Genomic DNA, 24,328 nt, shown 5'->3' on the forward strand with positions numbered 1-24,328 from the left:
CCGCGGTTACCGTGCACGGCATGACGACCAAGGCACGCACCACGTCGGCCCCCGTCCTCGGCCTCCGCGCCCTCAACCGGGCCACCCTGGCCCGCCAGTTGCTGCTGCGCCGCGCGTCGCTGTCCGCCGAGGCCGCCGTCGCCCACCTCGTCGGGCTCCAGGCGCAGAACGTGAAGCCCCCGTACTACGCGCTCGCCGCCCGCCTCGACGGGTTCACGCCCGACGACCTGTCCGCGCCGATGGCCGACCGGCGGGTCGCCCGCCTCGTCACCCTGCGTTCCACCCTCCACACCCACACCGCCGACGACTGCCTCACCCTGCGCCCGCTGGTGCAGGCCGCCCGCGACCGGGAACTGGGCGCCTTCCGCAAGGGGCTCGTCGGCGTCGACCTGGACCGGCTCGCCGTCCTCGCCCGTGAGCTGGTCGAGGCCGAGCCCCGCACGATGGGGCAGCTGCGCGAGGCGCTGCTCGCCGAGTGGCCCGACGCCGACCCGCAGGCCCTCTCCGTCGCCGCCCGCTGCCGGCTGCCGTTGGTGCAGGTCACGCCGCGCGGCCTGTGGGGCAGGAGCGGCCAGGTCACGCTCACCACCGCCGAGCACTGGCTGGGCCGCCCCGCGACGCCCGCCCCGGCCCCGGACGACACGGTGCTGCGCTACCTCGCCGCCTTCGGGCCCGCCTCCGTCAAGGACATGCAGACCTGGGCGGGCCTGACCCGCCTCAGGGACGCCTTCGAACGGCTCCGTCCGCGTCTCGTCACCTTCCGGGCCCCGGACGGCACCGAGCTGTTCGACCTGCCCGACGCGCCCCGGCCCGACCCGGAGACGCCGGCGCCGCCGCGCTTCCTGCCCGAGTTCGACAACCTGCTCCTCTCCCACGCCGACCGCACCCGCCTCGTGCCGCCCGCGTACAAGGGCCGCACCTGGGCGAAGAACACGGCCTACCGCGTCCTGCTGGTCGACGGTTTCGTGGCCGGGCTGTGGCGGCTGGACGACGACGCCCTCGTGGTCGAACCCTTCGGCCCCCTGACCGGGGCCCGCCGCGACGAGGTGGTGGCCGAGGGGGAGCGGATGCTCGCGGCCCTGCATCCGGGGAGCACGTACGCCGTCCGCTTCGGGACGGTGCGCGGCTGACGTGGAGAGGGGGCGTTGCGGGCCGCTCGTGGAGGCCCGCAGCGCCCCCTGGTCTGTCACCCGAGGGTCACTCGGGAGTCCTGCGCGGGTGGTGCGCCGCGGGCGGCGGCTGCGGACACGGACGCGCGGCGCCGGCCGGAGCGGCAGGTCTGGTGCGGAAGAGCCCGAACATGAGTCTCCTCGGGTTTTGCCGGTGGGGGGTCGCCCGGAGTGGGGGGTTGCACGGGGGTCTCGGGACAGACCCCCGTATGCCCGGGCGAGCGGCACGTGCACACGCTAGAACCGGCCGCGGGACCGGCCCAATGAGGGAACCCCCTAGGGGGAGCCGGGCAGGGAAAACCCTCGGTCCGTCATCTCCGCCCGCCGCCGCGGGAGATGCCTCACTCGGGCCGCGGGCCCGCCGCCAGCCGGACGATGTCGACGCGGGAGCGGATGCCCAGCTTGCGGTAGACCCGGGTCAGCGTCGCCTCGACGGTCTTGACGCTCACGAACAGGCGCCCGGCGATCTCCCGGTTGGTGGCGCCCTCCATGACCAGCGCGGCCACCTGACGCTCCATCGAGGCCAGCCCCGCCAGCGCCTCGGGGTGGGGAGCGCGCGCGGGCTGCGGACCGGCCTCCGGCGCGGCGAGCGCGGCCTCCACCCGCCGCAGCCAGGGCAGCGCCCGGCAGCTCCGGAACAGCCGTGCCGCCTCGTCGTACGACGCGGCCCGCGGGGCCCGTCCCGCCCGGTCCCCGCTCAGCTCCGCCAGCGCGAGGGCGGCCCGGGCCTCCTCCAGGCCGTAGCCCAGTGCGGCCAGCCGTTCCCGGGCCGACGTCAACCGCGTGACGGCGGCCCGGTGTTCACCGCGCGCCGCCCGCACCAGCGCCTCGGCCCGGTCCAGCACCGCGAGCACGCTGCCCCGGCCGAGCCGCAGCGCGTGCGCCCGCGTGACCTCGATGACGTCCAGGGCCTCGGCCGGCTCCCCGGTCCGCACCAGCGCCTCCGCCAGGTCGCCCTGCCACCGGCCCCGCGCCGGGTCGGTGATGCCCGCGCCCGCCTCCAGCTCCCGCACCCGCCGCAGCGCCCGTACCGCCGCCCGCGCGTCACCCGCGACCAGGGCGGCGTGGCCCAGGGCCGCCAGCGCCCGCGACAGGTACACGGCGTCTCCGTCCTCCTCGGCCCGCCGCACCGCCTCCCGCGCCAGCGTCAGCGCCCGCTCCACGTCCCCGCCGGCCGCCTCGGCGAGCGCGGCCTGCATCGCGCCGGCGCCCTCCCCGATGCCGGCGTCGCGGGCCAGCGTCAGGCTCTCCCGGGACAGCTCCAGGGCCCGCCCGCAGTGCCCGGAGTGCAACTCGGTCTCGGCGAGGAAACGCAGGTAGTGGACCTCGCTCTCGGCCATGCCGCGCCGGCGCACCTCGCGCAGCAGCCCGGTGACGGCGGTGCGCGCCTCGGCGAGCCGGTCGCTCATCACCAGCCACCGGAACCGGGCGGAGCCGGCCCCGTTGTGATGGCAGGCGACCCGCGCGTCCTGCGGCTCCGCCAGGGCCCGCCCGATGGTCTCCGGGGCGTCCGGATGCCCCATCAGCGTCTCGGCCTGCGCCTGGAACGCCAGCGCCAGCAGTTCGGTGCGCCGGTCAGCGGCCTCGGCCGCCAGCCGGGCCGCGTGCGCGGCCTCCTCCCGGCCCTGCGCGAAGTCGCCCTGCACCACCAGGGAACGCCAGGCCAGCTGGTAGTGGACCAGGGCGAGCAGGCGCGGGTCCTCGCCCGCGTCGGCCAGGGCCTGCGGGAAGGCGGCGTCGACGTCGGCGATGGCCTGCCCGGCGGCCTCGATCACCACCATCCAGGCCCGTACCCGCTCCTCGGGCGCGCCGGCCCGGGTCAGCACCTCGCGGGCGATGTCCCGGGCGAGGTCCGGCTCGCCCGCGGTGATCGCGTCCTCGGCCGCGGTGAGCCGGCGCTCGTCCGGGCCCGGGAAGCCGTCCGGCGGGGTGTGCCGGGCCGCGAGCAGACCCAGCGACGCGGCCACCGACGGCGCCCCGCGGTCCCGGGCCAGCGCGGCGGCCTCGGCGAGCCGGTCCGCCACCTCCGGGTCGGTGCCGGTGGTGGCCAGGGCCAGGTGCCGGGCGCGTTCGATCGGGTCGGAGGCGGCCGTGGACAGCGCGGCGTGCGCGGCCCGCCGTTCCGGCGCCGGCGCCTCCGCGTACAGGGCGGCCGAGATCAGCGGGTGCGCGAACCGTACGGCCGGGCCCTCCGGGTCGGTCGCCAGCAGCCCCAGGGCCGCCGCCTGCGCGGTCTCCGCCTCGGCGTTCTCCCGGCCGGCCGCGTGCAGCAGCGCCGGGGTCGGGCGGGCGCCGGCGCTGGCGACCAGCAGGGTGCGGCGGGCCTCGTCCGAGAGCATCTCCAGCCGGGTCAGGACCAGGGCGCGCAGCGAGGTCGGCACCGGCAGCGGCTCGCCCGGCCGGGGCGGGGTGGGGCTCTCGGCCAGCGCCCGGCCCAGCTCCAGGGCGAAGAGCGGATTGCCGCCGCTGGTGCGGTGGATGTCGCGGACCGTGGAACGGGGCAGGCCCGCGTAGCCCCGCTCGTCGAGCAGCGCCGACACCTGGGCGCGGGTCAGCGGGCCCAGGCGGACCGCGCGGGTGTCCGGCGGGGACGCCCGCAGATGGCGGTCGTACGCCGCGCCCTGCGCCTCCGGCCCCTCGGTGCGCGCCGCGCACAGCAGCCGTACCGGGGTGTCGCCCAGGCGGCGGGCGGCGAAGCCGAGCAGTTCGGCGCTGGCCGGATCCAGCCACTGCAGGTCGTCGGCGACGACCAGCACCGGGCCCTCGGCGGCGAGGGCGCGCAGCGCGGAGAGCACGGCCAGGCGCAGCGCCAGCCCGTCGCGCTGGAGCGTGGACTCGCCGCGTCCGGTGAGCGCCGACTCCAGCGCGGTGGCCTGGGCGTCGGGCAGCACCGGGGTCACCCGGTCCAGGACCAGGCCCAGGAGGTCGGCGAGGGCGAGGAAGGGGAGGTGGGATTCGGACTCGGTGGCGGAGCAGCGCAACACGGTGTGCGCCGTACCGGCGTATTCCGAGGCCAGTGCCCGCAGCACCGTCGACTTCCCGATGCCGGCGGGTCCGTGCAGCAGCACACTTCCCCCTCGGGAGAGCTGCTCGCGCGCCGCGCCGAACGACTCCTCCCGCCCGATGACCAGGTCGGAACGGCACCCGGCAGACTCCGTGAAGTCCCGTCGCACGGCGACCGCTCCCCTCCGTATGTCGTGTCCCGGCCAATGTTAGGCAACGGCCGGTCGCGTCACGGCGGGACGACGAGGTGACGGGAACGACGCGGGCGACGAGAACCGAACGCGGCACACGACGGAGAAGAGCCGGCCGTCACGGCAGCAGGCCCGCGCGGCGCGCGGCGACCACGGCCGCCCCGCGCGTGCGCGCCCCGAGCTTGCGCATGGCCGAACGCAGATAGCCCTTGACGGTCTCCGGGCCCACCCCGAGCCGTTCGGCCGCCGCCGCGTTGGTCGCGCCCGCCGCCACACAGGCCAGCACGTCCACCTCGCGCGGCGTCAGCCGCACCGCGTGCGGGCCGGGCCCGACGCCGGGGGCCAGCAGTCCGCACGCCCGCAGCAACTCGTCCCGCAGCGCCGGGTCGGCGATCCTGGGCGCCAGCGCCCGCAACGCCGCGTGCGCCTCCCGCACCTGTTCCCAGGCGGTGACGGAGCCCGTGGGCGCGGGCACCGGTTGCGGCCGGGCCGCCGCCAGCAGCTCGCCGGCCTCCTCCCGCAGCACCAGCGCCTGTTCCACGTCCCGCGCCGCCGCCACGGCCGCGCCCAGCGTCCGGTCGCCCAGCGGCTGGGCCGCACGCAGGGCGCCGTACAGCACGCCGCGCACCCGGCGCCGTACGACCACCGGCACCGCCACCACCGAGCGCAGCCCCTCGGCGGCGACCGGGAGGTCGTACTCGTGGCTGATCTGCCGGGAGACGGAGTAGTCGGTCACCGCGCAGGGCCGCGACAGCGCCACCGCCTTGCCGCCCAGGCCGTTGCCGGAGGTCACCGCCAGGGCGCTGAGCGCGCCCGTCGAGGTGCCGCTCAGCTCGCTGATCCGCACCTGCCGCCGCCCCGGTTCCACCAGCCCGCCGAAGGCGACCGGCAGCCCGGTCGTACGCCGCAGCCGCACCAGCGCACTGCGGATCTCCACCCCGTCGGCCGCGTCCACCGCCACTCGTCCCGCCCTTCTCGCGCCCGTCCCGGGGCGCACACCCCCGTTCGGGGGTAGTGAGACCTGCATCACGGATTACACGATGGCAGAGAGCCGCCCGGCAAGGTCCGGCACGAAGGAGGACAGATGACGACGGCCACGGAGCTGTTCCGCAGCGCACGGGACTTCCTGCTGGAGCACCGTGAGGACTACACCGCCGCCTACGAGGGGTTCCGGTGGCCCCGGCCCGAGCACTTCAACTGGGCCCTGGACTGGTTCGACGCGATCGCCGACGGCAACGGGCGCACCGCGCTGCACATCGTCGAGGAGGACGGCTCCGAGGTCCGGGTCTCCTTCGCCGAGATGTCCGCCCGCTCGAACCGGGTCGCCAACCGGCTGCGGGAGTGGGGCGTCGGCCCCGAGGACCGCATCCTCGTCATGCTCGGCAACCAGGCCGAACTGTGGGAGACCGCGCTCGCCGCGATGAAGCTGCGCGCCGTCGTCATCCCGGCCACCCCGCTGCTCGGCCCCGCCGACCTGCGCGACCGGGTCGACCGCGGCCAGGTGCGGCACGTGATCGTGCGCGCCGAGGACACCGGCAAGTTCGCCGACGTGCCCGGCGACTACACGCGGATCGCGGTCGGTGGCACGGGGGAGGCCGGCTGGCGGCCCTACGAGGAGGTGTACACGGCCTCCGACGCCTTCACCCCCGACGGCCCCACCGCCGCCGACGACCCGCTGATGCTCTACTTCACCTCCGGCACCACCGCCCGCCCCAAGCTGGTCGAGCACACCCACGTGTCCTACCCCGTCGGGCACCTGGCGACCATGTACTGGATCGGGCTGAAGCCCGGCGACGTGCACCTGAACATCTCCTCGCCCGGCTGGGCCAAGCACGCCTGGTCGAACCTGTTCGCACCGTGGAACGCCGAGGCGACCGTCTTCCTGTACAACTACACGCGGTTCGACGCGGCCCGGCTGATGGCCGAGATGGACCGGGCCGGCGTCACCACCTTCTGCGCCCCGCCCACCGTGTGGCGGATGCTCATCCAGGCCGACCTGGCGCAGCTCGCCACCCCGCCCCGCGAGGTCGTGGCCGCCGGTGAGCCGCTCAACCCCGAGGTGATCGAGCAGGTGCGCCGGGTGTGGGGCCGGACCATCCGGGACGGCTTCGGCCAGACCGAGACCGCCGTCCAGGTCTCCAACAGCCCCGGCCAGGTGCTGAAGACCGGCTCGATGGGCCGCCCCAGCCCCGGCTACCGCGTCGAACTCCTCGACCCGGTCACCGGCGCGCCCGGCGCCACCGAGGGCGAGATCGCCCTGGACCTGTCCGCGCGCCCCGTCGGCCTGATGACCGGCTACCACGGGGACCCCGACCGCACGGCGGAGGCGATGGCCGGCGGCTACTACCGCACCGGCGACATCGGCGCCCGTGACGAGGACGGCTACCTCACCTACGTGGGCCGCGCCGACGACGTCTTCAAGGCCAGCGACTACAAGATCAGCCCCTTCGAGCTGGAGAGCGCCCTGCTGGAGCACGAGGCGGTCGCCGAGGCGGCGGTCGTGCCCGCCCCGGACGAGCTGCGCCTGGCCGTGCCGAAGGCGTACATCGTGCTGGCGGCGGGCTGGGAGCCGGGCCCCGACACCGCCAAGGTCCTCTTCGAACACTCCCGGCAGACCCTCGCGCCCTACAAGCGCGTCCGGCGCCTGGAGTTCGGCGAACTGCCCAAGACCGTCTCCGGCAAGATCCGCCGCATCGAACTGCGCGAGGCCACCGCGGCCGGCTCCCAGGACGAGTACCGCGAGGAGGACTTCCGGTGACCGCGCTCTCCTACGCCCACGGCACCAGCACCACCCCGCTCCTCGGCGACACCATCGGCGCCGACCTCGACCGCGCGATCGCCGCCCACCCGGACCGCGAGGCCCTGGTCGACGTACCGTCCGGACGGCGCTGGACCTACGCCGAGTTCGGCGCGGACGTCGACGAGGTGGCGCGCGGACTGCTGGCGAAGGGCGTGACCAAGGGCGACCGGGTCGGCATCTGGGCGGTCAACTGCCCCGAGTGGGTCCTGGTCCAGTACGCCACCGCCCGCATCGGCGCGATCATGGTGAACGTCAACCCCGCCTACCGGGCGCACGAGTTGGAGTACGTCCTCCGGCAGTCCGGCATCAGCGTGCTGATCGCCTCCCTCGCCCACAAGAGCAGCGACTACCGGGCGATCGTGGAGCAGGTCCGCGGCCGGTGCCCCGCGCTGCGCGAGACCGTCTACATCGGCGACCCGTCCTGGGACGCGCTGACGGCGGGCGCCGCCTCCGTACCGCCGGAGCGGCTGGCCGCGGCGGCGGCCGAGCTGAGCTGCGACGACCCGGTCAACATCCAGTACACCTCCGGCACCACCGGCTTCCCCAAGGGGGCCACCCTCTCCCACCACAACATCCTCAACAACGGCTACTGGGTGGGCCGTACCGTCGGCTACACCGAGCAGGACCGGGTGTGCCTCCCCGTCCCCTTCTACCACTGCTTCGGCATGGTCATGGGCAATCTGGGCGCCACCTCCCACGGCGCCTGCATCGTCATCCCCGCCCCGTCCTTCGAGCCGGGGGCGACGCTGGAGGCGGTGCAGCGGGAGCGGTGCACCTCCCTGTACGGCGTGCCGACGATGTTCATCGCGGAGCTGAACCACCCGGACTTCGCCTCCTGGGACCTCACCTCCCTGCGCACCGGCATCATGGCGGGCTCGCCCTGCCCGGTCGAGGTCATGAAGCGGGTGGTGACCGAGATGCACATGGAGCAGGTCTCCATCTGCTACGGCATGACCGAGACCTCCCCGGTCTCCCTCCAGACCCGGATGGACGACGACCTGGAGCACCGCACCGGCACCGTCGGCCGCGTACTGCCCCACATCGAGGTCAAGGTCGTCGACCCGGTGACCGGCGTGACCCTGCCGCGCGGCGAGGCCGGCGAACTGCGCACCCGCGGCTACAGCGTGATGCTCGGCTACTGGGACGAGCCCGAGAAGACCGCCGAGGCCATCGACGAGGGCCGCTGGATGCACACCGGGGACCTGGCGGTGATGCGCGAGGACGGCTACGTCGAGATCGTCGGCCGCATCAAGGACATGATCATCCGGGGCGGCGAGAACATCTACCCGCGCGAGGTCGAGGAGTTCCTCTACGGCCACCCGAAGATCGCGGACGTCCAGGTCGTCGGCGTACCGCACGAGCGCTACGGCGAGGAGGTGCTGGCCTGCGTCATCCCGCGCGACGCGGCCGACCCGCTCACCCTGGAGGAACTGCGCGCCTACTGCGCGGACCGGCTGGCCCACTACAAGGTGCCCAGCCGCCTGCGCATCCTGGACGCCTTCCCGATGACCGTCTCCGGGAAGGTGCGCAAGATCGAGCTGCGCGAGCGCTACGGCGACGCGTAGCTCCCGCGGTCGTCAGCCGGCCGTGGCGTCCAGCGCCACGGCCGGCGCGTTGACGGGGCGCGGCACACCGGCCGGGTCGAGGAGGAAGAGCGGCACGCCCAGCAGATCGGCGCGGGCGCGCGCCTGTTCGGCGTACCCGGCGAGGGAGAAGTAGACGGGGGTCGCGGACTCCGCCATGGCCGTCAGCCACAGGCACTCCACGTCCCGCGCCGAGGCCGGGCCCACCGTCGGGTCCACCTGGACGACCAGGCCGGGGGCGGCCAGCCCGATGCCGGCCACCGGCCGCTGGTCGGCGCGGCGGACGTCCCGGTGCCCCAGCCCGCGCAGATACAGCACCGCGGCGGTGACCGCGTCGCGGGCGGTACGGATCGGCACGGCCCGGTGGGCCGGCACCCGGGAGCCCGGCGTGCGCCCCGACCTCCCCGTCGCCTCCGGGTCCACCGGCACGCACAGCACCGTGCCGCAGGGGCAGCCCAGCTCCGGGCGCGGCCACCGGCTCCGGGCCCCGCAGGCCGCGCAGCGCAGTCCGATCCACTCCTCGTCCCACGTGCGGTGGGTGACGGCGGTGGCGGCCCGGCGCGGATCCAGCCGGGGGCTGACCGGCTCCCCGCACGCACAGGGATACGACGGTGCCGTGTAGCGGTGCCGGCGCCCGCAGGCGGTGCAGCACACCGAGACGGTCTCGGACATGACCCCCATCGTCCTCCCTTGACGGCCTTCGGCTGCCCACTTACATTACTTCCAGATCGTAGAAACAAGTTTCCACTATACGGAAAATCGCAAAGTCGCTACGGAAGAGCTCACCGCGGGGCGCGACGGGAGTGCGAATCCGACAGCCGAAGCAGGAGTACTCGATGGCTCGTATGACCGCTGCCCGAGCGGCAGTTGAGATCCTCAAGCGCGAGGGCGTCACCGACGCGTTCGGTGTGCCGGGCGCGGCGATCAACCCCTTCTACGCGGCGCTCAAGGCCTCCGGCGGCGTCAACCACACCCTCGCCCGGCACGTCGAGGGCGCCTCGCACATGGCCGAGGGCTACACCCGCACCCACCCGGGCAACATCGGCGTCTGCATCGGCACCTCCGGACCGGCCGGCACCGACATGATCACCGGTCTGTACTCGGCGATCGGCGACTCGATCCCGATCCTGTGCATCACCGGCCAGGCGCCGACCGCGGTGATCCACAAGGAGGACTTCCAGGCCGTCGACATCGCCTCGATCGCCAAGCCGGTCACCAAGATGGCGGTGACCGTCCTGGAGGCCGCGCAGGTCCCCGGCGTCTTCCAGCAGGCGTTCCACCTGATGCGCTCCGGCCGCCCCGGCCCGGTCCTGATCGACCTGCCGATCGACGTCCAGATGACGGAGATCGAGTTCGACCCGGACACCTACGAGCCGCTCCCGGTCTACAAGCCGGCCGCGACCCGCGCCCAGATCGAGAAGGCCATCGGCCTCCTCAACGCCTCCGAGCGCCCGCTGATCGTGGCCGGCGGCGGTGTCATCAACGCCGACGCCGCCGACCTGCTCGTCGAGTTCGCCGAGCTGACCGGCACCCCGGTCGTCCCGACCCTGATGGGCTGGGGCCTGCTGCCCGACGACCACGAGCTGAACGCCGGCATGGTCGGCCTCCAGACCTCGCACCGCTACGGCAACGCGACCTTCCTGGAGTCGGACTTCGTCCTCGGCATCGGCAACCGCTGGGCCAACCGCCACACCGGCAAGCTGGACGTCTACACCGCCGGGCGCAAGTTCGTCCACGTCGACGTCGAGCCGACCCAGATCGGCAAGATCTTCGCCCCGGACTACGGCATCGCCTCCGACGCCAAGGCGGCCCTGGAGCTGTTCGTCGAGGTCGCCAAGGAGATGAAGGCGGCCGGCAAGCTGCCCGACCGCTCGCAGTGGGCCGCCTCCGCGCAGGAGCGCAAGGCCACCCTCCAGCGCCGTACGCACTTCGACGACATCCCGATCAAGCCGCAGCGCGTCTACGAGGAGATGAACAAGGCCTTCGGCCCGGAGACCCGGTACGTCTCCACCATCGGCCTCTCGCAGATCGCCGGCGCCCAGATGCTGCACGTCTACCGCCCGCGGCACTGGATCAACTGCGGCCAGGCCGGCCCCCTCGGCTGGACCGTCCCGGCGGCGCTCGGCGTGGCCAAGGCGGACCCCGAGGCGCAGGTCGTGGCGCTCTCCGGCGACTACGACTTCCAGTTCATGATCGAGGAACTGGCCGTCGGCGCGCAGCACAAGATCCCCTACGTGCACGTCCTGGTCAACAACTCCTACCTGGGCCTGATCCGCCAGGCGCAGCGCGGGTTCGACATGGACTTCCAGGTCAAGCTGGAGTTCGAGAACATCAACTCGCCCGAGCTGGGCGTCTACGGCGTCGACCACGTCAAGGTCGCCGAGGGCCTGGGCTGCAAGGCGATCCGCGTCACCGACCCGAACGAGCTGGGCGCCGCCTTCGAGCAGGCCAAGAAGCTCGCCGCCGAGCACCAGGTGCCGGTCGTCGTCGAGGCGATCCTGGAGCGCGTCACCAACATCTCCATGTCGGGCACCAACGACATCAGCAACGTCGTGGAGTTCGAGGAGGTCGCGACCGAGCCGGGGCACGCCCCGACGGCCGTCAAGACGCTGAAGGTCTGATCCGTACCAGGACGTACGAGACGTACGAGACGTACGACGTACGAGACTGCGAGACGTACGAGACGCAGGTGAGGGCGGTCCGTCATCCGACGGGCCGCCCTCGGGCGTGCGCGGGGACCGTCAGTCCCCGCCGCCCCCGCCTCCCGAACCGCAGCCGCCCGAGTGGCCCCCGTGCCCCGCGCCCCAGTCGCCGGAGACCGAGTCCTCGTACTCGTCGCGCCACCGCAGGAAACGGCCGCGGCCCAGTGAGAAGCGGCCCCGGTCGGCCGGGGCGCCCGGGGCCGTCAGCCCGGCGCGCAGCGCGAAGCGCGGCAGGAGCATGCGCAGGGCCGCGTCGCCGTGCAGGGCGACCGCCAGCAGCGTGTCCTCGTCCGACAGTCCGTGCCTGACCGCCGGCAACGGGTGCCGTGCCCGCCAGAACTCCACCCGCCGGCGGGCGCCGCGGGTCGGCCCCAGCCGGGGGTAGCGCAGCAACCCCTCGTCCGCGAGCGGGATGCGCGCGAGGGCCACCGCCAGGCGCACGTCCGAGTGCCGGACCAGCTCCCGGGCGGTGAGGGGTTCGCGCAGGCAGTCCAGGACGGTCCCCTCGAACGGGCCCAGTCCCTCCGGCTCCGGCCCCGTCGCGCACAGCGTCCTGCGCGGGCCGGTCTCCAGGGCACCCTTCAGATGCAGGGCGACCACCGCCACCGTGACCGCGCCTCGCGGCCCGCCGTTCAGCAGCGCGATCTCGTGCGGCTCCCAGCCGATCTCCGTGGCGCCGTCCACCGCCTCACCCCCCGTGTGTCAGGGGATGTGCCCGCCGGCGGGGGCTCCTACGCCCGCTCTCAGCCCTCGTGGTGCTCGTGCAGCCCCGGCCAGTCGTCCGGGCCGCCGCCCTGCCACTCGACCAGGTCGCTGCCCTCGACGTCGGTCACGTACAGGTCGGCCAGCCGCAGCAGCTCGGCGACGTCGTCGACGTGGGAGGCGACGCCGAGGGTCTCGTCGCCCGAGGTGACCCGGCGGGAGCCGTCCAGGGCGGGGGCGTGGACGACGATGCGCGGATGCTCGGGTGGGTGTGCCGTTGCCATGTCTCCAGGCTGCTGCGCGGGCCGTCGATCCGCACCCCGTGCACGCCGAGAGGCGCCGGATGCGGGACCGTCCGCATCCGGCGCCTCTCAGCCGGTGAAGGTTCTTCACGTGGTGTCCGTCCGACAGCGCGAGGCTGGGCGCGACAGGTCGTTCGCGCCGCCGGACGGAGTCGTGGGCCCCCTCGGGAGGGGGTGGGTGGCTGGGACCGCGGCGGTGCGACGGGCCCGGGACGCCGCTCCCCTCAGGTCGTAGGAGAAGCGTCCGGACCTTTCACCACCGCACTGGCTCGCTGGCCGCCGCGGTCCTCGCCCTGCCCGCGCCGGCCCCGGGCGACCACCCCTCATCCGGGCCGCTCCGGTGCCTGCGCGGGCCGCGCACGGTCCGGCCTCCCCGCCGGGTCCGTGCGCGCGTCTTGCGTCAGTCCTCGCGCAGGGCGCGGACCGCCTCCTCCACGCGCTTGCCGTACTCGGTGTCGGCGGCGTGGAAGTGCGCGAGGTTCTTCTCGACCACGTCGTTGCGGGAGACCTGGGACAGGCCGCCGGCGATGTTCGCGATCAGGCGCTTCTTCTCGTCCTCGGACATCAGGCGGTACAGCTCACCGGCCTGGAAGAAGTCGTCGTCCTTGGTGTGCTGCGGGGCCTCGTGGGTGCCGGTGTGGCCGGACACCGCGAGCGGCGCGGCCAGGGGGCGGCCGGTCTCGACCGGGCCGTCGTACGAGTTCGGCTCGTAGTTCTTGGCGTCCCGGCCCTGCGCGTTGGAGGCCATGAAGCCGTCGCGCCCGTAGTTGGCGGCGCCGCCGGGCACGGCCTTCGGGGCGTTCACCGCGAGCTGGGTGTGGTTGACGCCCAGGCGGTAGCGGTGCGCGTCCGCGTAGGCGAACAGACGGCCCTGGAGCATCTTGTCGGGGGAGGGGCCGATACCCGGAACGAAGTTGTTCGGGGAGAACGCGGCCTGCTCGACCTCGGCGAAGACGTTGTCCGGGTTGCGGTCCAGCACCAGCCGGCCCACCCGCTTGAGCGGGTAGTCGGCGTGCGGCCACACCTTGGTCACGTCGAACGGGTTGAAGCGGTAGTTCGCCGCCTCGGCGACCGGCATCAGCTGCACGTGCAGCGTCCAGGACGGGTACACGCCCCGCTCGATGGCCTGCACCAGGTCCGTCTGGTGCGAGGTCGGGTCCTCGCCCGCCAGCTTCGCGGCCTCGTCGGCGGTCAGGCAGCGGATGCCCTGGTCCGTCTTGAAGTGGTACTTGACGAAGTACGACTCGCCCTTGGCGTTCGTCCACTGGTAGGTGTGCGAGCCGAAGCCGTCCATGTGGCGGTAGGACGCCGGGATGCCGCGGTCGCCCATCAGCCAGGTCACCTGGTGCGTGGCCTCGGGGGAGTGCGCCCAGAAGTCCCAGACGTTGTCCGGCTCCTGGCGGCCCGAGAACGGGTCGCGCTTCTGCGAGTGGATGAAGTCGGGGAACTTGATCGGGTCCTTGATGAAGAACACCGGGGTGTTGTTGCCGACGAGGTCGTAGTTGCCCTCCTCGGTGTAGAACTTCAGCGCGAAGCCGCGCGGGTCGCGGACCGCGTCCGCGCCGCCGAGGGAGTCGGCCACGGTGGAGAAGCGCAGGAAGACCTCGGTGCGCTTGCCGACGCTGCTCAGGAAGTCGGCGTGCGTGTAGTCGGTGACGTCGTCGGTCACCTCGAAGTGGCCGTAGGCGCCGGAGCCGCGGGCGTGCACCACGCGCTCCGGGATGCGCTCGCGGTTGAAGCGGGCCAGCTTCTCGATGAGGTGCTGGTCCTGGATGAGGAGGGGACCGCCGATGCCGGCGGAGGCGGAGTTCTGGTTGTCGGCGACCGGGGCGCCGGACTCTGTCGTGAGCACGCGCTGCGACATCGGGGACCTTCCGTGCGAGGGGTCAGCGGAAAACTATTTCCGCTTCGTGGAGCCTAAGTTCGGGTGACAGGCACGTCAACAGTTTGTTGAAGTGGGTTCCGGGCGGTGCCGTCGCTCGGGCGCGACAGGACAGGTGTCAGCGACGGCACCGCCCGGAGGTCTTGTCGACCGTCCGCGGTCAGACCTGGGCGCCGGACAGGCGCTCCACGGCCCGCAGCAGGGCCGAGTGGTCCAGGCCGCCGTCGCCCTGGGCGCGCAGCGAGGCCACCAGCTGGGCCACCACGGCGCCGACCGGCAGCGCGGCGCCCACGTTGCGGGCGGCGTCGGTGACGATGCCCATGTCCTTGTGGTGCAGGTCGATGCGGAAGCCGGGCTTGAAGTCGCGGGCGAGGAAGTTGTCCTTCTTCCGCGTCAGCACGGTCGAGCCGGCCAGGCCGCCGTTGAGAACGTCGAGGGCGGCCTTCAGGTCCACGCCCGACTTCTCCAGGAAGACCACGGCCTCGGCGCACGCCTGGATGTTCACGGCGACGATCAGCTGGTTGGCGGCCTTCACGGTCTGGCCCGAGCCGTGCGGACCGCACAGCACGATGGTCTTGCCCAGCGCCTCCAGCAGCGGCTTGGCCTCGTCGAAGTCGGCCTGCTCACCGCCGACCATGATGGACAGCACGGCCTCGATGGCACCGGCCTCGCCGCCGGAGACCGGGGCGTCCAGGACGCGGATGCCCTTGTCCTTCGCGGCCTTCGCGAGGTCGACGGAGGTCTGCGGGGTGATCGAGGACATGTCGATCAGCAGGGCGCCGGACTTCGCGTTCTCCAGGATGCCCTCGGGGCCGTAGGCGATGGCCTCGACCTGCGGCGACGCGGGCACCATGGTGACGATCACGTCGGCGTCGCGCACGGCCTCGGCGATCGAGCCGGCCGCGGTGCCGCCGGCGGCGGACAGGCGGTCCAGCTTCTCCTGCTCCAGCGTGAAGCCGGTGACCTGGTAACCCGCCTTGATCAGGTTCTCGGACATGGGGGAGCCCATGATGCCGAGACCGATCCAGGCGACCTTGGGGAGCGTGCTCATGATGGGTGCCTCTCTGAAAATCTGTGAAGAGTTCCTGCGGGGTGGCGCTCAGCGGGCCGCGCGGGCCTCGGCCGGCAGCCAGGAGAAGGACTCGGCGCTGGGGTTGTCGCCCGGCTTGTACTCCAGGCCGACCCAGCCCTCGTAACCGGCCTTCCTCAGCCGGTCCAGCAGCTCCTGGAGCGGGAGGGTGCCCGTGCCGGGGGCGCCGCGGCCCGGGTTGTCGGCGATCTGCACGTGCCCGGTCTTCGCGGCGTACGCGTCGATCACCTGCGGCAGGTCCTCGCCGTTCATGGACAGGTGGTAGAGGTCCATCAGGAACTTGGCGTTGCCGAGGCCGGTGGCCTCGTTGACCTTGTCGACGACCTCGATCGCGGCCGGCGCCGACACCAGCGGGTAGAGCGGCGACTCGGGCTTGTTGAGCGCCTCGATCAGCAGGATCGCGCCGATCCGGTCGGCCGCGCGGGCGGCGAGGACCAGGTTCTCCAGCGCCAGCTTGTCCTGCTCGGCCGGGTCCACGCCCTCGACGCGGTTGCCGTACAGGGCGTTGAGCGCCGTGCAGCCGAGCGACTGCGCGAAGTCGGCGGCCACGTCGATGTTGGCGCGGAAGCGGTCCGACTCCTCGCCGGGCACGGACAGGGCGCCGCGGTCGGGGCCGGGCAGCTGTCCCGCGTAGAAGTTCAGCCCGGTGAGCTGGACGCCCGCGTCCTCGATCGCCTTCTTCAGGGCGTCGAGCTCGGACTGCTCGGGGGTGGGCGAGTCGATCCAGGGCCACCACAGCTCGACCGCGGTGAAGCCGGCCGCGGCGGCGGCCGCGGGACGCTCCAGGAGCGGGAGTTCCGTGAAGAGGATCGACAGGTTGACGTTGAAGCGCTGATCTGCGAAGCCCATCGGGTGCCGCGCTCCCTTCCGTTTCGTTCGTTGTTCCGCATTACGGAAGTTCGTTTCTGCGTAATGGAAGATTGCCGGTGGAGCTCCGCACTTGTCAAGAGGGGGCGGCGTAAAACGGTCACCGCGCGTTAGGTTGACCCGGTGCGATTGAGAGTGGAGTTCACGACCGAGCCCTTCGACCTGGACGAGGCGCCCGCGCACGCGGTGGTCGCCCGTGAGGTCGTCGAGGCCGCGGAGCTGGACGAGGTGGACGTCGGCCCGTTCGGCAACACCGCCGAGGGCGGCGCCGACGCGGTGCTCACCGCCGTGGACGCGCTGCTGCGCCGGTCCCTGGAGGCCGGGGCCACCCGGATCTCCCTCCAGGTCAACGTGGTCGGCCAGGGCGCCGAAGGGGAGGACGAGCGGTGACCGGCCCGGGTCAGGAGCCCTTCATCGCGGCCGTCAAGCCCCTGGTCGACGCCATCGGCGGCGAGATGCTGCCGCCCGACGAGGCCGGTCAGGACGACGTCGTCCTCGCCTGGGAGGGCGCCGACGTCGTCGCGGTGCGCCTGCCCCAGCTCGCCGACTCCCTCGACCACATCCTCGCGGCCATGGAACGCCGGCAGGGCAGGCCGCTGGCCGACCTGGACCGGCGGGCCAAGCAGGAGGTCGTACGCACCCTGGAGGCGCGCGGCGCCTTCTCCGTGCGGCACGGCGTGGAGACCGTCGCGAGCGCCCTCGGCGTCAGCCGTTTCACCGTCTACAACTACCTCAACCGCGAGAAGGACGCCTGACCTGCACAGGAGCCCCACACCACGAGCCGCCGTCCGGGATCCGGACGGCGGCTTTCGTAACACCGAATTTTCAACAAAGTGTTGACGCGTTGTTTCCGAGGGCGTTAGCTATCGGCACGCCCGTTCAGCACAAGGCCACGGAGGCTCCCGTGACGTCCACTTCCGCGTCGGGCCTGGCCCGTTTCAACGCCCTCGAGGAGTCCGCGGCACTCGCGGAACTCCACGAGGCGTGTGCCTCGACGGCGTGGGCCCGGCACCTGCTCGCCGCCCGCCCGTACGCCACCGCCGAGGACCTGTACGCCGCCAGCGACGCCGCCATGGCCGAGCTGACGGCGGACGACCTCGCCGAGGCGATGGCCGGGCACCCGCCCATCGGCCGCCCCAAGCCGGGCGACCCGACCTCCTCCCGGGAGCAGGCCGGTATGGCCGGCGCCTCGGAGGAACTCAAGGCGGAGATGCTCGATCTCAACCTGGCCTACCAGGACAAGTTCGGCCACGTCTTCCTCATCTGCGCCACCGGCCGGACCGGCGAGCAGATGCGGGACGCGGTCAAGGAGCGGATCGGCAACTCGCCCGAGCAGGAGCGGGAGATCGTCCGCACCGAACTGGGGAAGATCAACCGCATCCGCCTGACCCGACTCGTCGAACAGGACGCCTGACCATGAGCACCAGCACCACCGCCTCCGTGTCCACGCACATCCTGGACACCAGCGTCGGCCGCCCCGCCGAGGGTGTCGCCGTCCAACTCGCCGCACGCTCGGGCGGCGACGCGGACTGGCAGGCACTCGGCGGCTCCGCGACCGACGCCGACGGCCGGTGCAAGGACCTCCCGGCCCTGCCGGAGGGCACCACCCACGTACGGCTCGACTTCGACACCGAGACGTACTTCGCCAAGAAACAAGCCGCGGCCCAGCAGGACGCCCCCGCGCTCCGGGACAGCGAGAACGGCCGGCCGGTGTTCTTCCCCGAGGTCACCATCACCTTCGCGGTGGTGCCCGGGGAGCACTACCACGTTCCGCTGCTGCTCAACCCGTTCGGCTACTCCGTTTACCGAGGGAGCTGACCGACACATGACCCGTTTCGTCCTGGGACAGAACCAGTACGGCAAGGCAGAGAACCGCGTCGTCAAGATCACGCGGGACGGCGACACGCACCACATCAAGGACCTGAACGTCTCCGTCGCCCTCTCCGGCGACATGGAGGAGGTCCACCGCAGCGGGTCCAACGCGAACGTCCTGCCGACCGACACCACCAAGAACACGGTGTTCGCCTTCGCCAAGGAGCACGGGATCGAGAGCGCCGAGGACCTCGGCGTCAAGCTCGCCCGCCACTTCGTCGACAACAACGAGCCGATCCACCGGGCCCGCATCCGCATCGAGGAGTACGGCTGGGAGCGGATCGAGACCTCCAAGGGCGGCGCCCGCTTCGTCGGCTCCGACGAGATCGCCCACTCCTTCGTCCGCAAGGGCCAGGAGACCCGCGTCGCGCAGATCACCTACGACGGCCACGGCATCCAGGTGCTCTCCGGCTTCAAGGACCTCACCGTCCTGAACTCGACCAACTCCGAGTTCTTCGGCTTCCTGAAGGACAAGTACACCACCCTCCAGGAGGACTACGACCGCATCCTCGCCACCACCGTCTCCACCTGGTGGCGGCACAACTGGGACGGCATCGACTCCCACGCCCCGGACTGGGACCGCTCCTACAACGGGGTCCGCAAGCACGCGCTCCAGGCCTTCGCCGAGACCTACTCGTACTCGCTCCAGCAGACCCTCTTCGAGATGGGTGTGCGGGTGCTGAACTCGCGCGACGAGGTCGAGGAGATCCGCTTCTCGATGCCCAACAAGCACCACTTCCGCTCGGACCTGTCGCCGTTCGGGATCGACAACGAGGCCAAGGACGGCGCCGTGTACTACGCCGCCGATCGGCCCTACGGCCTGATCGAGGCCACCATTCTGCGGGACGGCGCCGAGCAGCTGATCCCGGTCGACATGACCAACCTCTGACGCGGGACGCGCGCCGCCGGCCCGGCCGCTCGGGCCGGCGGCGCGCCACACCGGAGGGAACACCATGGCACAGCCTGCAACGGAGCCGGCGAAAGGCTCAAGTTCCACCCCGTCACCGGAGCACATGGAGGACGCCGTCACGTCCGTGCACCCGGTCGACGAGAAGCTCCACCCCTCGCGGCTCGTCCCCGCCGCACTCCAGCACATCGCCGCCATGTACGCGGGCGTTGTCACTCCTCCGCTCATCATCGGCCAGGCCGTCGGCCTCGACATCGAGGGCCGCACCCGGCTGATCGCGGCGAGCCTGCTCATCGCGGGCATCGCCACCCTGATCCAGACCATCGGCGTCAAGGGCTTCGTCGGCAACCGGCTGCCCTTCGTCAACGCCGCCTCCTCGGCCGGCATCGCGCCCATCCTCGCGATCGCCGAGACCAACAGCGAGGGCGGTCAACTCCCCGCCATCTACGGCGCGGTGATGGTCGCCGGCGTCTTCTGCCTCGCCGTCGGCCCCTTCTTCGGCCGACTGCTCCGCTTCTTCCCGCCCCTGGTCACCGGCGTGGTCATCACCCTGATCGGCGTCACGCTGATGCCGGTCCCGGTCGGCTGGGCCCAGGGCGGCGACAAGGCCGCCGCCGACTTCGGCGCGATGCGCAACCTCGCGCTCGCCGCCTTCACCCTCGGCGTCATCCTCGTCATCCAGCGCTTCGGCAAGGGCTTCGTCAAGCAAGTCGCCCTGCTCTTCGGACTGTTGATCGGCACCCTGGTCGCCATCCCGTTCGGCATGGCCGACTTCAGCGGCCTGAGGTCCGCGCCCGTCGCCGCGCTGCCCACGCCCTTCGCCTTCGGCGCCCCCGAGTTCCAGCCCGCGGCCATCCTGTCGCTGTGCATCGTGATGCTGGTGCTGATGACCGAGTCGTCCGCCGGCATGCTCGCCCTCGGTGAGATCTGCGACCGCCGCGCCGACTCCAAGGTCATCACCCGCGGCCTGCGCACCGACGGCCTCGCCACCCTGGTCGGCCCCGTCTTCGGCGGTTTCCCCACCTCCGCCTTCGCGCAGAACGTCGGCGTCGTCTCCCTCACCCGGGTCCGCAGCCGCTACGTCGTCGCCGTCGCCGGCGCCACCCTGCTGGTCCTCGGCGCCTTCCCCGTCCTCGGCGCCGTGGTCTCCCTGGTGCCGATGCCGGTCCTGGGCGGCGCGGGCATCGTCCTCTTCGGCTCGATCGCGGTCAGCGGCATCCGTACGCTGTCCGAGGCCGGGCTCGACGACAGCTCCAACATCATCCTGGTCGCCGTGGCCCTCGGCGCGGGCATCATCCCGCTGGCCGCCCCGACCTTCTACGCCGAGTTCCCCGCCTGGGCGCAGACCGTGCTCGGCTCCGGCATCAGCGCCGGCGCGCTCGTCGCGGTCACGCTCAACCTCTTCTTCCACCATCTCGGCACCCGCAGCCGCCCCGCGGCCGCGGCACTCAAATCCTCCTAGGGTCCTGCCGTGCCCTCCCCGCGGACACTCCACTCCCCGCCCGCGGGACGCACCGAAAGAGAAGGAAGCAGCATGGCAGCATCAGCGGCAGCCGATCGCGTCGCCCTCCCCACGGCACCCGATCGCATCGTCATCGAGAACTGCGCCATCGCGACCGTCGACGCGGACGACACCGAGTACGCCTCGGGCCACGTCGTCCTCGCCGGCAACCGGATCGAGGCGGTCGGCGCGGGGCGGGCACCGGAGGACCTGGAGAACGTAGTACGCCGGATCGACGCGACCGGACACCTGGTCACGCCCGGCCTGGTCAACACCCACCACCACTTCTACCAGTGGCTCACCCGGGGCCTCGCCACCGACCACAACCTGTTCGACTGGCTGGTCGCGCTCTACCCGACCTGGGCGCGCGTCGACGAGTCGATGGCGTACACGGCGGCCCAGGGCTCGCTGGCGATGATGGCCCGGGGCGGGGTCACCACGGCGGCGGACCACCACTACATCCACCCGCGCGGCGCCGGAGACCTGTCCGCCGCGATCATCCGCGCCGCCCGTGAGATCGGCGTCCGCTTCACCCTCGCCCGCGGCTCCATGGACCGCGGCGAGTCCGACGGCGGGCTGCCGCCCGACTTCGCGGTGGAGAGCCTGGACGACGCGCTCGCCGCCACCGAGGCCACCGTCCGCGAGCACCACGACGCCTCCTTCGACGCGATGACCCAGGTTGCCGTGGCGCCCTGCTCACCCTTCTCCGTCTCCACCGAACTGATGCGCCGGGGAGCGGAGTTGGCGCGCCGGCTGGGCGTGCGGCTGCACACCCACGGCTCGGAGACCGTGGAGGAGGAGAAGTTCTGCCACGAGCTGTTCGGCATGGGCCCGACCGACTACTTCGAGTCCACCGGCTGGCTCGGTGAGGACGTGTGGATGGCGCACTGCGTCCACATGACCGACTCCGACATCGCCGCCTTCGCCCGCACCGGCACCGGCGTCGCCCACTGCCCGTCGTCCAACGCCCGCCTGGCGGCCGGCATCGCCCGGGTCCCCGACATGCTCGCCGCCGGCGTCCCGGTCGGCCTCGGCGTCGACGGCACCGCCTCCAACGAGTCCGGCGAACTCCACACCGAACTGCGCAACGCCCTGCTGGTCAACCGACTCGGCGGCCACCGCGAGGCCGCGCTCGACGCCCGCAAGGCGCTGCGCCTGGGCACCTACGGAGGAGCCCGGGTGCTGGGCCGCGCCGCCGAGACCGGCTCCCTGGAGGCCGGCAAGCTCGCGGACCTGGTGCTGTGGCGGATGGACACGCTCGCCCACTCCTCGATCGCCGACCCCGTGACCGCCCTGGTCTTCGGCGCCCCCGCGCCGGTGACGGCGTCGTTCGTGAACGGCCGCCGGATCGTCGAGGACGGCCGGCTGCTCACCGTCGACGAGGACGCCGTCGCCCGCTCCACCCGGGACGAGGCGCGACGGCTGGCGACCCTCGCCGCACCGAACTGAACCCCGAGCTGAACACCGAGCAACCGAACACCACTTGATCTCCGGCCGAGAGGGACGGCTCCCGGCCGGTAGCCGTGGACCCGAGCGGGGTCCATGGCGGCCGTCTCCGGGGCGTGCGTCCGTACGCACGCCCCCGGAGCGGTTCCCGTTTCCCCAGAACGGGGTCCGTCCCGGTCCCGCACGACCACCCGCACCACCTCCCTGACACCCGCGTCAATGCCGACGTGAAACCGACCGGAGGAACGCCGCCGTGGCCGACCACCCTGTTGACGAGAAACTCCCGCCACTGAAAATGGCGACGACCGGCCTGCAGCACGTGGCCGCCATGTACGCCGGAGTCGTCGCCCCGCCCCTGATCGTCGGTGCGGCCATCGGCCTCTCCGCGACCGAACTGACCTTCCTCACCGGCGCCTGCCTGTTCACCGCGGGCCTCGCCACCTTCCTGCAGACGCTCGGCATCTGGAAGATCGGTGCCCGGCTGCCCTTCGTCAACGGCGTCACCTTCGCCGGTGTCGCCCCCATGACCGCGATCGTCGCCTCCACCGAGGACAAGTCCGACGCGCTGCCGATCATCTTCGGTGCCGTCATCGTCGCCGGACTCCTCGGCTTCTTCGCGGCGCCCTTCTTCAGCAAGGCGATCCGCTTCTTCCCGCCGGTCGTCACCGGCACCGTCATCACCCTCATAGGCGTGTCCCTGCTGCCCGTCGCCTTCGGCTGGGCACAGGGACCGAGCCCCGAGGCCGACGACTTCGGCTCGTCGACCAACCTGGGCCTGGCCGCCATCACGCTGGTCATCGTCCTGCTGCTGCGCCGCTTCACCCGGGGCTTCGTCAAGCAGATCGCCGTGCTGCTGGGCCTGGTCGCGGGCACGCTCATCGCGATCCCGTTCGGCGTCACCGACTTCGGGCCGGTCGCGGACGCGAGCATCGTGGGCTTCCCGACCCCCTTCCACTTCGGCGCGCCGCAGTTCCAGCTCGCCGCGATCCTCTCCATGTGCGTGGTGATGGTGGTCTCGATGACCGAGTCCACCGCCGACATGCTCGCCCTCGGTGAGATCGTGGACCGCAAGGCCGACGAGAAGACCATCGCGGCCGGCCTGCGCGCCGACACCCTCGGTTCGGCAATCAGCCCGCTCTTCAACGGCTTCATGTGCAGCGCCTTCGCCCAGAACATCGGCCTGGTCGCGATGACCAAGATCCGCAGCCGCTACGTCGTCGCCGCGGGCGGCGGCTTCCTGGTGCTGATGGGCCTGTGTCCGATGGCCGCCTCGCTCATCGCGGTCGTGCCCCGTCCGGTCCTCGGCGGCGCCGGTGTGGTGCTGTTCGGCTCGGTCGCGGCCAGCGGCATCCAGACCCTGGTCCGGGCGGCCCTGGACAAGGACAACAACGTCCTGATCGTGGCGGTCTCCCTGGCCGTCGGCATCATCCCGATCGCGGAGCCGGAGTTCTACCACGCGTTCCCGGAGAACGCGAAGATCATCCTGGACTCCGGCATCTCGACCGGCTGCGTCGTCGCCGTCCTGCTCAACCTGGTCTTCAACCACATCGGCGGCCGCGCGCGGGACGCGGAGGAAGTGACCCACCCGATGGAGGCGGGCGAGGAGATCTCCGAGGCGACCCGTGCCCCGGCCACCCCGTGAGGCCGGCACCGGGTGAACCCCGGGCCTTAAGAGGGCCGGCGCCTCGACCAGAGGCGCCGGCCCGCACACGTACGGGGCTCCGCACACGCACGGGGCTCCGTACACGTACGGGGCTCCGTACACGTACGGGGCTCCGTACGCGTACGGGCCCCGCCCCTCGTGCGCGGTGCCCGCACACCTGCAAGGGCCACTCCGGGCCCGCGCGTCACGGCCCGAGGAGGGCCGGACGGGTCGTCAGTTCCTCCAGCCGCCGTCGCGGGTCGGCGACCAGCTTGCGGGCCTCCAGGTCCATGAGCCCCCCGACGCCCTCGACCTCGGCGGCCACCGTGCCGTCCGTCTTGCGGATGACCTGGCGGATCCGGAAGGTCTTGCCCTCGCCCCATTCGAACGCGCAGGTCACCTCGACCTCGTCACCGGCGAGCAGCTCCCGGCGGAAGCGGATGGTGGTCTCCAGGGCCACCGGCCCCACGCCCCGGGCCACGAGGTCGGTCTGCCGGATGCCCGCCGCCCGGAGCAGCGACCAGCGGGCGTGCTCCGCGTAGTTCAGGTACACGGACTGGTTCAGATGGCCCTGTGTGTCGGTCTCGTACCCGCGGACGGTCACGGGCACGGAGAACGGCTCGCTCATCGCTACGCCTCTCCTGATGGTCGTGCTGTCGTGCTGGACGT

The 24,328-nt window shown here is 72.5% G+C and carries 21 protein-coding genes; 12 read left to right on the forward strand and 9 right to left on the reverse strand.

What is annotated here, in order from left to right:
* Nucleotides 1–20 precede the first annotated feature (20 nt).
* Nucleotides 21–1,130, forward strand: coding sequence for a winged helix DNA-binding domain-containing protein (locus tag ACFZP7_RS27460; RefSeq protein WP_385636380.1), 1,110 nt, complete (start codon nt 21–23; stop codon nt 1,128–1,130).
* A gap of 380 nt (nt 1,131–1,510) precedes the next feature.
* On the opposite strand, the gene ACFZP7_RS27465 is transcribed toward ACFZP7_RS27460, so the two are convergent.
* Entirely contained in the window at nt 1,511–4,342 is a 2,832-nt protein-coding gene (locus ACFZP7_RS27465; RefSeq protein WP_385636383.1) for an ATP-binding protein, read from the reverse strand.
* A gap of 139 nt (nt 4,343–4,481) precedes the next feature.
* Nucleotides 4,482–5,324, reverse strand: a complete 843-nt coding sequence (locus tag ACFZP7_RS27470; RefSeq protein ID WP_385636385.1) for a LuxR C-terminal-related transcriptional regulator — start codon at nt 5,322–5,324, stop codon at nt 4,482–4,484.
* A gap of 123 nt (nt 5,325–5,447) precedes the next feature.
* Between ACFZP7_RS27470 and ibuL the strand changes: the two genes are divergently transcribed.
* The gene (ibuL, locus tag ACFZP7_RS27475) at nt 5,448–7,121 is read left to right on the forward strand and encodes an isobutyrate:CoA ligase IbuL (protein WP_385636386.1); all 1,674 of its coding nucleotides are present in this window, start codon (nt 5,448–5,450) and stop codon (nt 7,119–7,121) included.
* Nucleotides 7,118–8,728: an AMP-binding protein gene (locus tag ACFZP7_RS27480; protein WP_019330140.1), complete on the forward strand. Its 1,611-nt coding sequence runs from the start codon at nt 7,118–7,120 to the stop codon at nt 8,726–8,728. The genes ibuL and ACFZP7_RS27480 overlap by 4 nt, the downstream gene beginning before the upstream one ends.
* 12 nt (nt 8,729–8,740) lie before the next feature.
* Here the strand turns inward: ACFZP7_RS27480 and ACFZP7_RS27485 are convergent, their stop codons facing one another.
* On the reverse strand, nt 8,741–9,427 hold the full coding sequence (locus ACFZP7_RS27485) for a hypothetical protein (RefSeq protein WP_031021338.1): 687 nt from the start codon (nt 9,425–9,427) through the stop codon (nt 8,741–8,743).
* 155 nt (nt 9,428–9,582) lie between these two features.
* Between ACFZP7_RS27485 and gcl the strand changes: the two genes are divergently transcribed.
* Nucleotides 9,583–11,367, forward strand: a complete 1,785-nt coding sequence (gene gcl, locus ACFZP7_RS27490; protein ID WP_385636388.1) for a glyoxylate carboligase — start codon at nt 9,583–9,585, stop codon at nt 11,365–11,367.
* A 120-nt stretch (nt 11,368–11,487) separates the two neighbouring features.
* Here the strand turns inward: gcl and ACFZP7_RS27495 are convergent, their stop codons facing one another.
* The 5 genes from ACFZP7_RS27495 to ACFZP7_RS27515 form a co-directional block, all read right to left on the reverse strand.
* Nucleotides 11,488–12,132: a TIGR04222 domain-containing membrane protein gene (locus ACFZP7_RS27495; RefSeq protein ID WP_127440659.1), complete on the reverse strand. Its 645-nt coding sequence runs from the start codon at nt 12,130–12,132 to the stop codon at nt 11,488–11,490.
* A 59-nt stretch (nt 12,133–12,191) separates the two neighbouring features.
* Nucleotides 12,192–12,434, reverse strand: coding sequence for a hypothetical protein (locus tag ACFZP7_RS27500; protein WP_019330145.1), 243 nt, complete (start codon nt 12,432–12,434; stop codon nt 12,192–12,194).
* A 418-nt stretch (nt 12,435–12,852) separates the two neighbouring features.
* Nucleotides 12,853–14,316: a catalase gene (locus ACFZP7_RS27505; RefSeq protein WP_031021336.1), complete on the reverse strand. Its 1,464-nt coding sequence runs from the start codon at nt 14,314–14,316 to the stop codon at nt 12,853–12,855.
* Between the two features lie 178 nt (nt 14,317–14,494).
* Nucleotides 14,495–15,385 carry a 2-hydroxy-3-oxopropionate reductase gene (locus tag ACFZP7_RS27510; RefSeq protein ID WP_019330147.1) on the reverse strand — a complete coding sequence of 297 codons (891 nt, stop codon included), beginning with the start codon at nt 15,383–15,385 and terminating at the stop codon, nt 14,495–14,497.
* A gap of 48 nt (nt 15,386–15,433) precedes the next feature.
* Nucleotides 15,434–16,273, reverse strand: coding sequence for a TIM barrel protein (locus ACFZP7_RS27515; protein WP_385636390.1), 840 nt, complete (start codon nt 16,271–16,273; stop codon nt 15,434–15,436).
* Nucleotides 16,274–16,414: 141 nt separating this feature from the next.
* On the opposite strand from ACFZP7_RS27515, the gene ACFZP7_RS27520 reads away from it, so the two are divergent.
* The 8 genes from ACFZP7_RS27520 (at nt 16,415) to ACFZP7_RS27555 (ending at nt 23,659) form a co-directional block, all read left to right on the forward strand.
* Nucleotides 16,415–16,681 (forward strand): hypothetical protein, encoded by a 267-nt coding sequence (locus ACFZP7_RS27520; protein ID WP_037823514.1) that lies wholly within the window; start codon nt 16,415–16,417, stop codon nt 16,679–16,681.
* Nucleotides 16,678–17,046: a helix-turn-helix domain-containing protein gene (locus ACFZP7_RS27525; RefSeq protein ID WP_030978398.1), complete on the forward strand. Its 369-nt coding sequence runs from the start codon at nt 16,678–16,680 to the stop codon at nt 17,044–17,046. The genes ACFZP7_RS27520 and ACFZP7_RS27525 overlap by 4 nt, the downstream gene beginning before the upstream one ends.
* A 149-nt stretch (nt 17,047–17,195) precedes the next feature.
* The gene (gene uraD, locus ACFZP7_RS27530) at nt 17,196–17,705 is read left to right on the forward strand and encodes a 2-oxo-4-hydroxy-4-carboxy-5-ureidoimidazoline decarboxylase (RefSeq protein ID WP_019330151.1); all 510 of its coding nucleotides are present in this window, start codon (nt 17,196–17,198) and stop codon (nt 17,703–17,705) included.
* Between the two features lie 2 nt (nt 17,706–17,707).
* Nucleotides 17,708–18,109 carry a hydroxyisourate hydrolase gene (gene uraH, locus ACFZP7_RS27535; RefSeq protein ID WP_270883506.1) on the forward strand — a complete coding sequence of 134 codons (402 nt, stop codon included), beginning with the start codon at nt 17,708–17,710 and terminating at the stop codon, nt 18,107–18,109.
* A gap of 7 nt (nt 18,110–18,116) precedes the next feature.
* Nucleotides 18,117–19,052 (forward strand): factor-independent urate hydroxylase, encoded by a 936-nt coding sequence (gene pucL / locus ACFZP7_RS27540; protein WP_019330153.1) that lies wholly within the window; start codon nt 18,117–18,119, stop codon nt 19,050–19,052.
* A 64-nt stretch (nt 19,053–19,116) separates the two neighbouring features.
* Nucleotides 19,117–20,532: a nucleobase:cation symporter-2 family protein gene (locus tag ACFZP7_RS27545; RefSeq protein ID WP_385636395.1), complete on the forward strand. Its 1,416-nt coding sequence runs from the start codon at nt 19,117–19,119 to the stop codon at nt 20,530–20,532.
* A gap of 72 nt (nt 20,533–20,604) precedes the next feature.
* A complete protein-coding gene (locus tag ACFZP7_RS27550) occupies nt 20,605–22,020 on the forward strand; it encodes an 8-oxoguanine deaminase (RefSeq protein WP_385636397.1) in 1,416 nt (471 codons plus the stop codon).
* Between the two features lie 250 nt (nt 22,021–22,270).
* On the forward strand, nt 22,271–23,659 hold the full coding sequence (locus tag ACFZP7_RS27555) for a nucleobase:cation symporter-2 family protein (protein WP_029394418.1): 1,389 nt from the start codon (nt 22,271–22,273) through the stop codon (nt 23,657–23,659).
* A 205-nt stretch (nt 23,660–23,864) separates the two neighbouring features.
* On the opposite strand, the gene ACFZP7_RS27560 is transcribed toward ACFZP7_RS27555, so the two are convergent.
* Complete coding sequence (locus ACFZP7_RS27560) at nt 23,865–24,287, reverse strand: thioesterase family protein (protein WP_030978400.1); 423 nt, start codon at nt 24,285–24,287, stop codon at nt 23,865–23,867.
* Nucleotides 24,288–24,328 lie beyond the last annotated feature (41 nt).

This window comes from Streptomyces sp. SudanB5_2050 (genome assembly GCF_964272335.1).
GTDB classification, from domain to species: Bacteria; Actinomycetota; Actinomycetes; order Streptomycetales; family Streptomycetaceae; genus Streptomyces; species Streptomyces rochei.

Excerpts from the sequence above, each read along its gene's own strand:
- ACFZP7_RS27545 (WP_385636395.1), top strand. The coding sequence starts at position 19,117 with ATGGCACAGCCTGCAACGGAGCCGGCGAAAGGCTCAAGTTCCACCCCG.
- uraH (WP_270883506.1), top strand. The coding sequence starts at position 17,708 with ATGAGCACCAGCACCACCGCCTCCGTGTCCACGCACATCCTGGACACC.
- ACFZP7_RS27500 (WP_019330145.1), bottom strand. The coding sequence starts at position 12,434 with ATGGCAACGGCACACCCACCCGAGCATCCGCGCATCGTCGTCCACGCC.
- ACFZP7_RS27560 (WP_030978400.1), bottom strand. The coding sequence starts at position 24,287 with ATGAGCGAGCCGTTCTCCGTGCCCGTGACCGTCCGCGGGTACGAGACC.
- ACFZP7_RS27515 (WP_385636390.1), bottom strand. The coding sequence starts at position 16,273 with ATGGGCTTCGCAGATCAGCGCTTCAACGTCAACCTGTCGATCCTCTTC.
- ACFZP7_RS27510 (WP_019330147.1), bottom strand. The coding sequence starts at position 15,385 with ATGAGCACGCTCCCCAAGGTCGCCTGGATCGGTCTCGGCATCATGGGC.
- ACFZP7_RS27550 (WP_385636397.1), top strand. The coding sequence starts at position 20,605 with ATGGCAGCATCAGCGGCAGCCGATCGCGTCGCCCTCCCCACGGCACCC.
- gcl (WP_385636388.1), top strand. The coding sequence starts at position 9,583 with ATGGCTCGTATGACCGCTGCCCGAGCGGCAGTTGAGATCCTCAAGCGC.
- pucL (WP_019330153.1), top strand. The coding sequence starts at position 18,117 with ATGACCCGTTTCGTCCTGGGACAGAACCAGTACGGCAAGGCAGAGAAC.
- ibuL (WP_385636386.1), top strand. The coding sequence starts at position 5,448 with ATGACGACGGCCACGGAGCTGTTCCGCAGCGCACGGGACTTCCTGCTG.
- ACFZP7_RS27460 (WP_385636380.1), top strand. The coding sequence starts at position 21 with ATGACGACCAAGGCACGCACCACGTCGGCCCCCGTCCTCGGCCTCCGC.
- ACFZP7_RS27505 (WP_031021336.1), bottom strand. The coding sequence starts at position 14,316 with ATGTCGCAGCGCGTGCTCACGACAGAGTCCGGCGCCCCGGTCGCCGAC.
- ACFZP7_RS27485 (WP_031021338.1), bottom strand. The coding sequence starts at position 9,427 with ATGGGGGTCATGTCCGAGACCGTCTCGGTGTGCTGCACCGCCTGCGGG.